Below are 14,184 nucleotides of genomic sequence, written 5' to 3'. Positions count from 1 at the left end.
TTTTAATAGAAACAATATCTTATTAATAAAAAAGAGTGGTGTGTTTCCACTACCACTCTTATGAAAATAGTATTTGGCCTACTGTAGGCCGAAAGCTTTAGAAGGGCTGGTTTATCATAACCCTAAAGGTGCCCTCATCGCCGCCTCGCGCTAATTCCGCTCGAACAACAATACCTTCCACTTGAAAACGAACTGCGCCACCAAGGCTCCATTTCATATCCGTGTGCAGAGTTTTGATATCGTACTCATCTGCAACGCGCCCTACTTCGGCAAACGCCACCCATTGCCACCAAGGCAAATCGTAGTAGTTAATCAGTGGGATATCACCCAGCGGCTGCCAATCAGGAAGTACACGGTATTCTGCAGAGTAATGCACCGCCGAGCGTCCATGATAACGACCTCCAGTGTAGCCTCGTAAGCGATACAAACCACCTAATCGGGCTTGCTCCGTTTCCGGTGGACGAGCACAGTCTTGACCTGAACAGTTATCCCACGTTGGTGTATCAGCCGTATAGAAATCAAATGCCACGACTTGTTGGTCGAATAAGTCCCCTAGCGGACCCAAAGCGAAGTACTGACTATTTTGGAATGTCCACTTCAACCACAAGTCATCGTCAGACCAACTATCGGCACCGGTGGTGAATTCAAGGTTGGTATGAGAACCTTTGGTTGGGTTACGTGTGCTGTCACGGTTATCCCAATCAAACGCTAAACTAAAACCTGTCGCTTCTTCACTGTTATTTAAACCTTCTAACTCACGAGCGGTATAAAAAGGCGTGAAGATAATCGAGCTGACACCCGACTCAACTGGTGAAGCAAAATTCACATCTTTGATTGGCTGAAAAGCACCAAGCAAACCATGCTCTGCCACATTGCCCCAAGGCAGCAAATACTTAAATTCGAACTGATAGTTTTGTTCTAGACCATCGGCAATGGTTTTGTCATCGATGGATGAATCGTTATCGCCTTGAGAGCCAATGTAATACGGGTTATCGTTGAAGCGCGCTTGATACATCTGAGTGCTGAACAACACGTTTTCAGACAAGGCATAGTTAAACGCAGAGAGAAAACCAACATAGCTGTCTTTGTCAGAATAAAGCGCCATACCAAACAGAGCTGCTTGAGGCTGCCAAACACCCTTTGCGACACCCGCAACACCAAAGGTATTGCCCATGGTTTCAGTGCTGAAATAGAAAGGGACAAAGGCGGTATCTTTTTCTTCACTTAAGGCTGAAGAAGAAAAGCTAACACCGAGTAATGCCATTGCTGACATTAACCAGTGTCGAGTCGTTCGCTTGAACATAATTTACCTTACAAGACTCATAGCTACTTCACATATTCCATCGCAACACGAGAAGTCAGCTTAGTGACCAACTCATAAGCGATAGTGCCGATATGCTCTGCGACTTCCTCTGAGGGTAATTCTTTGCCCCAAAGTGTTGCTTCATCACCGACTTTATCTTGAGCATTGGGGCCAAGGTCGACCGTTAACATATCCATAGATACTCTGCCTGCGATTGGCACCTTTCTACCGTTGACAAACACAGGCGTGCCGTTAGGCGCAGTTCGAGGGTAACCATCACCGTAACCAATCGCGATAACGCCAACTTTGGTGTCACGTTCACTGGTCCAGTTACCGCCATAACCCACGCTTTCACCCGCTTTAACATCACGAACTGCAATCAGGTGAGAGGTCAGAGTCATCACAGGCATAAAGCCAAGCTCTTGTGCTGATTTATCAACAAACGGCGATACACCATAAGAGATGATACCAGGACGCACCCAATCAAGGTGGCTATCAGGCCAAGCCAACAAACCAGCAGAAGCGGCCAGTGAGCGCTCACCCTCACAGCCTTCTGTCAGAGATAGGAATAATTCAGTCTGTTGCTCTGTGGTTGCTTTGTCTAACTCATCAGCACAGCCAAAGTGGCTCATGTAGCGCAAAGGCTTAGCCACGTTAGGACATTGGTGCAGGCGCTCAACGAAATCTTGATATTGTTCAGAACGAACACCCAAGCGATGCATGCCGCTATCAACTTTCAGCCACACCACAACGGGTGATTCAAGAACTGAATTTTCTAGAGCGCTCAGTTGCTCTTCACAATGCACCACAGTTTGGATGTTATTGGTCACCAATATTGGTAAATCACCTGACGAGTAAAAACCCTCAAGCAATAAAACAGGTTGAACAATGCCACCAGCACGTAGCTGTAAGGCTTCTTCAATACGAGCAACACCAAACGCATCTGAGTTTTTCGAGTGCTTAGCAATATGCAGTAAGCCGTGTCCGTAGCCATTCGCTTTCACAACCGACATAACTTTACATTGCGGAGCCTTCGACTTTATTTGGCGAAGGTTATGTTCCAACGCACTAAGATCAATACTTGCCGTCGCTGCTTTCATATACGTCATTAACGATTACTCATCATCAAATGCAGGACCTGCATAGTTATCAAATCGGGAGTGTTGACCTTGGAATGTCAGACGAACCGAGCCGATAGGACCGTTACGCTGCTTACCAAGGATGATCTCAGCAATGCCTTTTAGTGAGCTGTCTGGGTTATAAACCTCATCACGATAGATAAACATGATCAAATCGGCATCTTGCTCGATCGAACCTGATTCACGCAAATCCGAGTTTACTGGGCGCTTATCAGCACGTTGCTCTAGGGAACGGTTAAGCTGAGAAAGTGCCACAACCGGAACGTTCAGTTCTTTTGCCAACGCTTTCAATGAACGAGAGATCTCGGCGATTTCAAGAGTACGGTTATCGGATAATGAAGGAACACGCATTAATTGAAGGTAATCTATCATGATCATAGAGATACCATCGTGTTCACGAGCAATACGTCGAGCACGAGAACGTACTTCGGTTGGCGTTAGACCTGAGCTGTCATCGATATACATATTCTTCTTATCCATCAGAATACCCATACTCGACGAGATACGAGCCCAATCTTCGTCGTCTAACTGGCCGGTACGAATCTTGGTTTGGTCTACGCGAGAAAGTGACGCAAGCATACGCATCATCAGCTGTTCAGCTGGCATCTCCAGCGAGAAGATTAATACTGGCTTATCTTGCTTCATCGCCGCGTTTTCACATAAGTTCATCGCGAAGGTCGTTTTACCCATCGATGGACGCGCAGCGACAATGATTAAGTCAGAACCTTGTAGACCAGCGGTTTTCTTATTGAGGTCGTTGAAACCCGTATCGACACCTGTCACACCATCTTGTGGCGTTTTGTATAGGATTTCGATACGTTCTAGCGTCTTCTCTAGAATGCTATCAACGTTTTGCGGACCTTCGTTTTCACTTGCACGACCTTCAGCAATCGCGAAGACTTTACTCTCAGCAAGATCAACCAGCTCTTCCGATGTACGACCTTGTGGGTCATAACCAGAGTCTGCAATCTCATTCGCCACCCCGATCAGGCTACGAACAAGTGCACGCTGTGCCACGATATCAGCATACGCATTGATATTTGCTGCACTTGGTGTGTTTTTAGCTAAGTCAGCTAGGTAAGCAAAGCCACCCACTTCTTCAAGTTGCTCGCGTAGCTCTAAGTGTTCAGAGAGTGTAATAAGATCCAGAGGAGAGCTCTCTTCAAGGATATCTTTTACCGCTTCAAAGATCAGACGGTGAGGACGACTATAAAAGTCTTTGGCCACAACCTTTTCGGCAACCGTATCCCAGCGCTCGTTATCCAATAACAAACCGCCAATCACAGATTGCTCAGCTTCTAATGAATGTGGCGGGACCTTGATGGCGTCCACCTGATCGTTGGCTGATTTCTGACTTTTGGTATCCACTATGACTACACTCAATAACTAATAATGATCGTTCATTATACCCAAGAACACTCATTTGTAATCCGATCCTATGAGTTTGTTTTATTCTTCAGGAAGAATTTACTTATTGCTGACGGAATTAACCAAGGGTAGCATTACGATCCTTCCATTCATTCACTGTATAACTGAGGTATGCGTGTCCAAATTATTGGCTCTGAGCACTGGTCTTCTAAGCACTGGTCTCCTGAGCACTCCGATGGCCTTCGCTGATGATGCTAAAGGCTCTGTTGATGCAATCCTCGACTCTATAGTAGTACCAGAACCTACTACTGAGCCGATCGTCGCTGCACCGACACCTGAAGAAAAAGATATGGATATCGCACCAAGTGATACGAGTGACACAGAACTGCCAAGCCCACTAAAAACTGAAGTCGAATTTGGATATCAGTCGCATACTGGTAATTCTGATTCACGTTCGTTGAATGCACGCCTAAACGGTGAGTATACGGCTGGCCGTCACAGAACCAGTGGCGAATGGAAATACTACAACCTCTACAAAGACGGTGAAGAAGATAAAAGGCAGTCGACTTACTCAGCTCAGAGTGACTACAAGTTAAGCCCTAAAACCTATCTTTACGGCAGCTTTAAAGGTGTCGACTCTCGATACAGCGCCTACTTTAAGGACTACACAGTATCTAGTGGTTTGGGTTACCAGTTTTCGAATACCGAAGAGTTTGTGTTGGAAGTCGAAGTAGGCCCAGGTTTTCGTTACCAAGAACCTAATCTCGATGAATTAGACGATGATGACATCATCTTCCCCGAGATTGTTGAAGAAGCGATTTTTCGTGGCAACGTGAATACGTCGTGGCAGGTGTTGAAGAATTTGCAGCTGAAAGCCGATGTGACGCTGGTGTCTGGTCACAGTAACTTGAAGTTCGATACCGAACTCGAGGCTATCAACGATATTACTGACAATATCGCGCTTAAGATCGCTCACTCTCGCCAGTACCACGATAAGGTACCTGAAGGGTTAAGCAAAGAAGACTCTGTGCTATCGATTAACCTGCTCTTCCAATTCTAACGTTAAGACTAATTCTAACCTTAAGAGCAAGTCCATTCTTAACTGCACTGCCTGTTCAGCAATAAGAGCTTATGGATCACCATAGGCTTTTTGCTTACTTTAACCTTCCCTGATGTTTCCTATATTCCAGACATAAAAAAACACCAACCGAAGCTGGTGTTTAAAACTTTCATAAAGAAAGAATTCGTCTTGGTACTGAAATTACTCAGCTGCAACGATAGCGATTTTCGCAGTAGCAAAAACTTCAGAGTGAAGTTGGATGCTTACTTCGAATTCGCCGATGTTACGTAGAGCGCCTTCAGGTAGGCGTACTTCGCTCTTAGCTACTGCAACACCTGCCGCTGTAATGGCGTCAGCGATGTCACGAGTACCGATAGAACCGAATAGTTTACCTTCGTCACCAGCTTTAGAAGCGATTGAAACGCCTTCTAGAGTGTTAACGCTCTCTGCACGAGCTTCAGCAGCAGCTAGTTGCTCAGCAACTTTAGCTTCTAGTTCAGCACGACGAGTTTCGAACATAGCAACGTTGTCTTTAGTTGCCATAACTGCTTTACCCTGTGGGATAAGGAAGTTACGAGCGTAACCAGATTTAACGTTTACTTGGTCGCCAAGGCCACCTAGGTTACCGATCTTATCAAGTAGAATAACTTGCATTATCTTAGTCCTCTTAAACTATTATTAACTATTACCGATTACTGATGCTTGTCAGTGTACGGTAGTAGAGCTAGGTAACGAGAACGCTTGATAGCGCGAGCTAGTTGACGCTGGTACTTAGCGCTTGTACCAGTGATACGGCTAGGTACGATTTTACCAGCTTCAGTGATGTAGTTTTTAAGAGTTGCTACGTCTTTGTAGTCAATCTCTTGTACGCCTTCTGCAGTGAAACGGCAGAATTTACGACGACGGAAGAAACGAGCCATGGGCTATCTCCTGATCTTAAATTTAGTAAAGCGGTCTTTCACAATTATCGAAATAACTATCAACGACCTAAAACAAGTTGAGAATTTTTTAAGGCATTAAGCCAAAAAAGAATTACTCAGCAGCTGCTTCTGGTTTAGCTTCTGTACGCTCTTCACGACGAGGAGCACGCTCTGCACGCTCTTCTTTTTGCTTAAGCATAATAGATTGCTCAGTCACAGCGCCTTTAGTGCGCATGATCATGTTACGTAGAACTGCATCGTTGAAACGGAAAGCAGTTTCTAGCTCGTCAATCACTTCTTGACCAGCTTCAACGTTCATAAGAACGTAGTGAGCTTTGTGAAGCTTGTTGATTGGGTAAGCCATTTGACGACGACCCCAGTCTTCTAGACGGTGGATAGTACCGCCAGCTTCAGTGATAGAACCAGTGTAACGCTCGATCATGCCAGCAACTTGCTCGCTTTGATCAGGGTGAACCATGAATACGATTTCGTAATGACGCATTTGGTTGCTCCTTACGGATTATTAGCTTCCACGAGTGGCCCGGTCGTCCAGAGGAAGCAAGGAACTAAAGATAAATGACCGAGTTTTAAGGACGGCAAATATTATAGAAAGAACCCTGTATTGGCAAGCGGTATTTGGTGAATAATGAAACAGTTTTTCTTTCGCCATTTAGCCATCTGACAAACCAATCCGTTCTTTCATAACAGCCTAAAAAGAAACGCCCACCAGCAAATGGTGAGCGCTAATAAATTCAGACACTTAAGTCGCTATACTTGTGTTCCGTCGAAGGTTATTGAGCTAGGCGCTGACGTACCGCTTCAAACAAACAAATACCAGAAGCTACGGAAACGTTCAGGCTTGATACGCTACCAGCCATCGGGATCTTGATCAGGTCATCACAGGTTTCACGCGTTAGACGACGCATACCGTCACCTTCTGCACCCATCACAACCGCAAGTGGGCCTGTTAGTTTCGCTTGGTAGATGTCATGCGTTGCTTCACCTGCTGTGCCAACAAACCATACGCCTTGTTCTTGCAGAGCACGCATTGTGCGAGCCAGGTTAGTTACACGTACTAGAGGAACGGTTTCAGCTGCACCACACGCGACCTTGCTTACCGTTGCCGTTAACGGCGAAGAACGGTCTTTCGGTACGATAACCGCAGCAACACCAGCTGCATCCGCGTTACGCAGGCAAGCACCTAGGTTGTGAGGGTCTGTTACGCCATCTAGAACTAACAACAGCGGTTGTTCGTGTTGCGCTAGGATGTCGTCTAGGTGAGTTTCGTTAAGCTGCTTAGCAGGCTTCACCTTAGCGATAATACCTTGGTGATTTGCACCTTGTGCTTTTTCATCAAGCGGCTTACGGCCCATCTGTTGGATCGACACGCCGAACTGTTGCAGTTGGTTCAGTAATGGAAGAAGACGCTCGTCTTGGCGACCTTTCAGTACATACGCTTCGATAAAACGTGCAGGATCTTTTTCTAGTACGGCTTTCACCGCGTGAATACCGTAAATAAATTCGTTACTCATTGTCTCAAATTACTCTTATTGCCCAGAGAAGAGTGACGTCAAACCGACGTATTCATCTCTGTATTGTTTATTTCGAGAATATGCATCTTCCACCTGATACTCTCGCATTTAGATACGCCCATATTAGCTGAGTGAGGCGCTATAGCTAATTTAGCACAGCGCCTTATGACCTTAAGATTTATCAGTCTTAAGACTTATCAGCCTTTGGCTTACGGGTTGCAGCACGCTTTTTCTTAGCACGCGCTTTAGCAGCACCGGTTTTGTTCGATGACTTTTTCTTCTTAGCTGGGCCTTCGCTGCTTCCATCTGGTCGCTTAATTGGCTCGACTAAAGGCTTCGCTGAAACGCCCGGCTTATTGCTCTTCACCGCAGAGCGCTTCTTGCTTTTCGCCTTTTTCATCGCTTCTGCTGCACGCTTCTTGGCTGTTTTGCCTTTACCACGCGGCTGACGATCAGTGTCTTCCAAATCAAAGTCGATTTGGCGAGTTTCTAAGTTAACCGCAGAAACCTTCACTTTAACCGAATCACCCAAGCGGTAGATGTTACCTGAGCTTTCACCAACCAGACGCTGACCAACAGCATCAAACTGGTAGTAATCGTTCGCAAGCGCAGAGATGTGTACCAAACCATCGATGTGCAGTTCCGTTAGACGTACAAAGAAACCGAAGCCAGTCACGTTGGCAATCACGCCATCCATCACTTCACCGACATGGTCTTGCATGTATTCACATTTCAGCCAGTCGTTCACTTCACGCGTTGCGTCATCTGCACGACGCTCAGTCATAGAACACTGCTCGCCGTAGAAGTCCATATCATCGAAAGTGTAGTGGTAACCACCGGTTGGCGTCCAACGTTCGCTGTTACGACCACCCTCTTTCGCAATTAGGTACTTAATCGCACGGTGCAATAGCAAGTCAGGGTAACGACGAATCGGCGAGGTAAAGTGAGCATAACGCTTAAGAGCTAAACCAAAGTGACCTGCGTTATCCGCGTTGTAGACAGCTTGCTTCATTGAACGCAATAGCATAGTTTGAATTAACTCACGATCTTCACGCTCGTTAATCTGTTGCATCAGTTGTGCGTAGTCTACTGGAGATGGCGACAGGCCACCTTCCAGTGTTAAACCTAATTCACTTAAGAAGCTCTTGAAGCCCATTAAGCGCTCTTCACCTGGAGTTTCGTGAACACGGTACAGCGCTGGCTCTTTCGCTTTTTCTACGTAAGACGCCGATGCGATGTTCGCAAGAATCATACACTCTTCGATGATTTTGTGTGCATCGTTACGAACAACAGGTTCAATACGGTCAATCTTACGATCCGCATTGAAGATAAATTTGGTTTCTACCGTTTCAAACTCAATCGCACCACGCTCATCACGAGTCTTCTTCAGCACTTTGTACATCTTGTGCAGCTCTTCTAGATGCGGCACTTCTTGAACGTAACGCTCACGAAGCTCTTCGTTGCCATCTAGAATCGCGCCTACTTTGTTGTAAGTAAGACGAGCATGAGAGTTCATTACCGCTTCGTAGTGCTTGTAGCCCGATAGCTTACCTTTGTCTGAGATAGTCATCTCACACACCATACACAGACGGTCTACTTGCGGGTTCAATGAACATAGGCCATTAGAAAGTACTTCTGGCAGCATAGGCACAACTTGCGATGGGAAGTATACCGAGTTACCACGGTTAATCGCTTCCTTGTCTAGCGCAGTGTCTGGGCGAACGTAGTAACTTACGTCAGCAATTGCCACCCAAAGGCGCCAGCCTCCGCCTTTCTTCGCTTCACAGAAAACCGCATCATCGAAGTCACGCGCGTCTTCGCCATCAATGGTGACCAGTGGCAGCTTACGCAGATCAACACGGCCTTCTTTTGCTTCTTCAGGAACATGTTCACCGAGATTTTCGATTTGCTTATCAACCGCTTCAGGCCACTCTTGTGGGATCTGGTGAGTACGGATCGCGATCTGCGTTTCCATACCCGGCGCCATGTTCTCACCAAGAACTTCAGTCACCTTGCCCATCATGTTACGAGAACGACCGCCACGATCCGTAATTTCAATCACAACCACATTACCCATTCGAGCTCCGCCTTTATGCTCGGTTGGAATTAGGATGTCATGACTGATACGTGAATCATCAGCAACTACGTAAGAATGACCGTACTCAAGGAAAAAACGACCCACTAACGGAGTGGTACGCTCTTCAAGTACGCGAACCAAACGACCTTCACGACGACCACGCTTACTGTTGTCAGTAGGCTGAGCCAATACATAGTCACCATGCATGATGGTTTTCATCTGGTGGTGTGGCAGCAAGATATCGTTATCTTTACCCACGCTGCCATCTGGGCGAACCCAGCCATGACCGTCTTTATGACCAATCACATAGCCTTTAATCAGCTCTAACTTTTCAGGTAGTGCGTAGCATTGGCGACGAGTAAAGACCAGTTGTCCATCACGCTCCATAGCACGTAAACGACGACGCAGCCCTTCGTATTGCTCCTCGCCAGCAAGGCCAAGAGCTTCGAATAGATCGTTGCGGTTCATTGGGATATTAGCTTCTGTTAGAAACGATAGAATGAACTCTCGGCTTGGTACTGGGTTGTCGTAATTTTTCGACTCTCGGTCGGCAAAAGGGTCAACATTGGTTGTAGCTGTCGTGTTTTCTGACATCGGTGTGTTTTTTGACATAGGCGGGCCTGCTTAAGCAAGGAAGGTATATACCCCTAGTATATCTGATGCTAGAGGTAAGCTACAGATATGCTTTAGAAAACCCTCAAATAACCTCAGATTGATACATATCTTCATTTTGTGAAACATCACTTCATAGCTGCGGACTATCATCAGATTTTTAAGCAAACGATAAAACAAACGTTTGCGCCATGAATGAAATACACTATTATCCACGCACTTTACCAACTCCTGTTCTGAGTATTGATATGAAATTAAAACGCACCCTATTGGCTTCAGCTATGGCGAGCCTGGCGCTGTTCCCATTCGCAAGTTCTGCAATGGAAAAAGCTGACCTAATGATTACCGATGCGATGGTTCTCACCATGAACCAAGACAAAACGGTTTATGAGAGCGGTACGGTTGTCGTCAAAGACAACAAAATTATTGCCGTTGGTGATGCTTCATTGGAAAAGCAGTACCAAGCGAAGCAAGTGTTAGACGTTGATGGCGATATCGTGATGCCGGGTCTTATCAATACTCATACTCACGTATCGATGACGGTTTTCCGTTCACTGGCCGATGATGTGCCAGATCGACTACACCGCTACATCTTCCCACTAGAGAAGAAGCTAGTATCGCGCGATATGGTGCGTATTGGTGCCAACCTAGGTAACGTTGAAATGGTAAAAGGCGGCGTGACCACTTACGCCGATATGTACTACTTCGAGGATGAAGTGGCAAAAACCGTCGATAAAATCGGTATGCGTGCCATTCTTGGTGAAACCGTAATTAAATTCCCTGTAGCCGATGCTGCCAATGCGGAAGAAGGCATCAAATACGCGTTGAACTTCATTGAAGAATACAAAGATCACCCACGTATCACGCCAGCATTTGCGCCACACGCTCCGTATACCAACACTACAGAGATCCTGCAGAAGATTTCTAAGCTGTCACTAGAGCTTGATGTACCAGTAATGATTCACCTTGCCGAGTCGCACCGTGAAGAAGAGAAAATAGCAGAACGCTCAGATGGTTTGTCTCCGGTTCAATACATGGACAGCATCGGCGCGCTAAACAAGAACCTAGTTGGTGCGCACATGATCCTTGTTGATGACCATGACATCGAACTTGTGAAGAAATCGGATATGGGTGTGGCTCATAACATGAGTGCCAACATCAAATCGGCAAAAGGCGTATCGCCAGCACTTAAGATGTATGACGAGAACGTGCGTATCGGTTTAGGTACTGATGGCCCAATGTCGGGTAACACACTGAGCACGATTGATGAGTTCAACCAAGTGGCTAAGGTTCACAAGCTAGTAAACAAAGATCGTGCAGCGATGCCGCCGATCAAAGTGATCGACATGGCGACGATGGGTGCAGCAAAAGCACTACACATGGAAGATAAGATCGGTTCTCTTGAAACAGGTAAGCTAGCGGACATCATAGTGATCGATACTAAGGCTCCGAACATGGTGCCAGTGTACAACCCATATTCAGCGTTAGTGTATTCAGCGAACTCAGGTAATGTTCGTCACACGATCGTTGATGGCAAGATCATCATGCAAGATCGCGACATGCTAACGGTAGACGAGGATAAGATCCGCCAAGAAGCGCTCGATTTCACTAAAGTCGTTCGTGATACCGTAATTGAGTCAGGTGAAGTGGTTCAATAGCGGCAATAGTTAATAAACGGCTTTCCGTAGAAATCAAAAAGGCCTCGCTGGTATTCACCAGCGAGGCCTTTCTATTTCTAACTATCTTAATATTGATGATTAACGAGTGCAGGAGTTAATCATCAACCTTCAATAGCCTTCTCAATTACCAGAACACATCTCGACGTTTCGCTCGAGCAATAATATTGTCTGGCATTCTTTGTTCTAAACCACTTCTAAGCACAGTAATACGCTTGTGCTGTCTTTGGTCTGCGGTTACCGAGTTATATAACCAGCGGTAAGCATCTTCATAATCCAACGGGCTGCCATAATCACGTAACAGCAGTTCAGCTAAGTGGATACTCGCACTTAGATTCCCCATCGAAGCCGCTTCACGTAGGTACGGAATCGCACGCTCTTTGTCTTGTTGCACCAAGGTGCCACGAGAATAATAACGCCCTAACTGCTCAAGTGCCGCTGGCAAGCCTTGATGCGCTGCGTTTTCCATATAGTAAAGACCAAGCTCTACATCTTGTGGAACACACACGCCCCAAGCCAGCATATCACCGTATAAAAACTCATAAGAAGGCAAGCTAATACGCGTTGCACGAGCAACGATATCTTCGACTAACTGGCACTTATCAGCTTTCACTCGCTCTAGGTGTTGATTATTTTCGATTAATTTTATCAGTTCAGCTTCTGTATAGATTGGAACAGGCTCTCCCACATCAGCCAAGTTAGCATGACTCAAGGGTGAGCTCAGCGCCATTATCAATGAAGCTGCTACAATTCGTAGCTTCATACCTGCACTCTATTATCTGTCGTTAAAGTTATCTATTGAGGGCTATAGACAATGTCTACACACACCAAAACAGGGTGAACTTCACTTTCCATGATATCTGTATCGGCAATAACCTTGACGGCTTTAGACAAAACTTGCCGCTAGTGGGCAATATTTTGCCAGATGGCGTTCAAAAGATCATCACCTAACGTTTAAACGCTAAATTACAGGTATTAAAAAGCCGACTTAATAAAGTCGGCTTTTAGAAACGATTTAATTATCAAGCACTTTATGTGCAGTGGTAATCACTCAGCAGGCATTATGCGCCGTATGGGTGAACCTTGATGATAGTTTCGTTACGATCTGGGCCAGTTGATACGATATCAATCGGAACGCCAGTTAGGTCTTCGATACGCTTGATGTAATCTAGAGCAGCTTGTGGAAGCGCGTCGATAGATTTAGCACCAAATGTGTTTTCAGACCAACCAGGCATTGTTTCATAGATTGGCGTCGCTTCTTCGAATGACTCAGCAGCCATTGGAGAAACTTCTAGGATAGAACCGTCTTTCATCTTGTAACCAGTACAGATTTTTAGTTCTTCTAGGCCATCTAGAACGTCTAGTTTAGTTAGACACATACCAGATAGAGAGTTGATTTGGATTGCACGACGCATAGCAACAGCATCGAACCAACCAGTACGACGTAGACGACCAGTTGTTGCGCCAAACTCGTGACCAACATCGCCTAGGTGCTTACCAACTGGATCTTGCTTCTCAAGGCCATCGTATAGCTCAGTTGGGAATGGACCTGAACCAACACGAGTACAGTAAGCCTTAGTAATACCAAGGATGTAACCGATGTGACGAGGACCGAAACCAGAACCTGCAGCAACACCACCAGCAGTCGTGTTAGAAGACGTTACGTATGGGTAAGTACCGTGGTCGATATCTAGTAGCGTACCTTGAGCACCTTCGAACATGATCTTGTCGCCGCGCTTACGTGCTGCGTCTAGTTCGTCAGTTACGTCGATAACCATCGCAGTTAACATGTCTGCGTAGCTCATCGCTTGCTCAAGAACTTCTTCGTAGCTTACTGTTTCAGCTTTGTAGAAGTGCTCTAGTTGGAAGTTGTGGAATTCCATAACTTCTTTTAGCTTCTCAGCGAATGCTTCTTTATCGAAAAGGTCGCCAACGCGTAGACCGCGACGAGCAACTTTATCTTCGTAAGCTGGACCGATACCACGACCCGTTGTACCGATAGCTTTAGCGCCACGAGCGATTTCACGCGCGTTGTCGATAGCAATGTGGTACGGGAGAATTAGAGGACAAGCTTCAGAGATGAAAAGACGTTCACGTACTGGAATACCGCGATCTTCAAGAGGCTTCATTTCTTTAAGAAGTGCGTCAGGCGATAATACTACACCATTACCAATAACACATTTAACGTTATTACGTAGGATGCCTGATGGAATTAAGTGAAGAACGGTTTTTTCACCGTCAATTACAAGTGTGTGACCTGCATTGTGACCGCCTTGGTAGCGAACCACGTATTTTGCATCTTCAGTTAAAAGGTCAACGATTTTACCTTTACCTTCATCACCCCATTGGGTGCCTAGAACGACTACGTTATTTCCCATCTTTCCAATTTCTGTTGCTAATTAAAAATGGATTCTAGCACTGAATCACACTTCTTGCAGTCACTTTTTGTTCATAAACGTTAACGCTGTACAAAAATAAACCAGCGATATTCGAACGA

At 45.8% G+C, this 14,184-nt stretch carries 12 protein-coding genes; 2 read left to right on the top strand and 10 right to left on the bottom strand.

Going from position 1 to position 14,184, the window contains the following annotated elements; translation table 11 throughout:
• Window positions 1-97: 97 nt before the first annotated feature.
• Genes OCV12_RS01290 through OCV12_RS01280 form a run of 3 tightly spaced genes read right to left on the bottom strand, consistent with a single transcriptional unit; the run spans window position 98 to window position 3,810 of the window.
• On the bottom strand, window positions 98-1,303 hold the full coding sequence (locus OCV12_RS01290; protein WP_261885177.1) for a BamA/TamA family outer membrane protein: 1,206 nt from the start codon (window positions 1,301-1,303) through the stop codon (window positions 98-100).
• A gap of 23 nt (window positions 1,304-1,326) precedes the next feature.
• Window positions 1,327-2,412, bottom strand: coding sequence for an alanine racemase (alr, locus tag OCV12_RS01285; RefSeq protein ID WP_261885176.1), 1,086 nt, complete (start codon window positions 2,410-2,412; stop codon window positions 1,327-1,329).
• 6 nt (window positions 2,413-2,418) lie between these two features.
• Window positions 2,419-3,810: a replicative DNA helicase gene (locus OCV12_RS01280; protein WP_016767560.1), complete on the bottom strand. Its 1,392-nt coding sequence runs from the start codon at window positions 3,808-3,810 to the stop codon at window positions 2,419-2,421.
• 175 nt (window positions 3,811-3,985) lie between these two features.
• Here OCV12_RS01280 and OCV12_RS01275 point away from each other — a divergent pair, with 175 nt between their 5' ends.
• Window positions 3,986-4,870 (top strand): DUF481 domain-containing protein, encoded by an 885-nt coding sequence (locus tag OCV12_RS01275; protein ID WP_261885175.1) that lies wholly within the window; start codon window positions 3,986-3,988, stop codon window positions 4,868-4,870.
• Between the two features lie 201 nt (window positions 4,871-5,071).
• Here OCV12_RS01275 and rplI read toward each other — a convergent pair whose 3' ends face one another.
• From rplI to rnr, 5 genes are all read right to left on the bottom strand, one after another.
• Complete coding sequence (gene rplI / locus OCV12_RS01270; RefSeq protein ID WP_017632695.1) at window positions 5,072-5,524, bottom strand: 50S ribosomal protein L9; 453 nt, start codon at window positions 5,522-5,524, stop codon at window positions 5,072-5,074.
• Window positions 5,525-5,562: 38 nt separating this feature from the next.
• Complete coding sequence (rpsR, locus tag OCV12_RS01265) at window positions 5,563-5,790, bottom strand: 30S ribosomal protein S18 (RefSeq protein WP_000090472.1); 228 nt, start codon at window positions 5,788-5,790, stop codon at window positions 5,563-5,565.
• Window positions 5,791-5,902: 112 nt separating this feature from the next.
• Window positions 5,903-6,292: a 30S ribosomal protein S6 gene (gene rpsF, locus OCV12_RS01260; protein ID WP_004741278.1), complete on the bottom strand. Its 390-nt coding sequence runs from the start codon at window positions 6,290-6,292 to the stop codon at window positions 5,903-5,905.
• Between the two features lie 289 nt (window positions 6,293-6,581).
• Window positions 6,582-7,322, bottom strand: coding sequence for a 23S rRNA (guanosine(2251)-2'-O)-methyltransferase RlmB (gene rlmB / locus OCV12_RS01255; RefSeq protein ID WP_017632696.1), 741 nt, complete (start codon window positions 7,320-7,322; stop codon window positions 6,582-6,584).
• Between the two features lie 187 nt (window positions 7,323-7,509).
• Window positions 7,510-10,011 (bottom strand): ribonuclease R, encoded by a 2,502-nt coding sequence (gene rnr, locus OCV12_RS01250; protein WP_261885174.1) that lies wholly within the window; start codon window positions 10,009-10,011, stop codon window positions 7,510-7,512.
• Between the two features lie 248 nt (window positions 10,012-10,259).
• Here rnr and OCV12_RS01245 point away from each other — a divergent pair, with 248 nt between their 5' ends.
• Window positions 10,260-11,669 carry an amidohydrolase gene (locus tag OCV12_RS01245; RefSeq protein ID WP_017632698.1) on the top strand — a complete coding sequence of 470 codons (1,410 nt, stop codon included), beginning with the start codon at window positions 10,260-10,262 and terminating at the stop codon, window positions 11,667-11,669.
• A gap of 145 nt (window positions 11,670-11,814) precedes the next feature.
• On the opposite strand, the gene motX is transcribed toward OCV12_RS01245, so the two are convergent.
• Window positions 11,815-12,450 (bottom strand): flagellar protein MotX, encoded by a 636-nt coding sequence (gene motX, locus OCV12_RS01240; protein ID WP_017632699.1) that lies wholly within the window; start codon window positions 12,448-12,450, stop codon window positions 11,815-11,817.
• A 298-nt stretch (window positions 12,451-12,748) separates the two neighbouring features.
• On the bottom strand, window positions 12,749-14,065 hold the full coding sequence (locus OCV12_RS01235; RefSeq protein WP_010434108.1) for an adenylosuccinate synthase: 1,317 nt from the start codon (window positions 14,063-14,065) through the stop codon (window positions 12,749-12,751).
• Between the last annotated feature and the right edge of the window lie 119 nt (window positions 14,066-14,184).

It is taken from the genome of Vibrio pomeroyi, assembly GCF_024347595.1.
GTDB lineage: Bacteria > Pseudomonadota > Gammaproteobacteria > Enterobacterales > Vibrionaceae > Vibrio > Vibrio pomeroyi.
The sequence above is the reverse complement of the archived record's forward strand: the minus strand, read 5'-3'. Positions and strand labels throughout refer to the sequence as shown.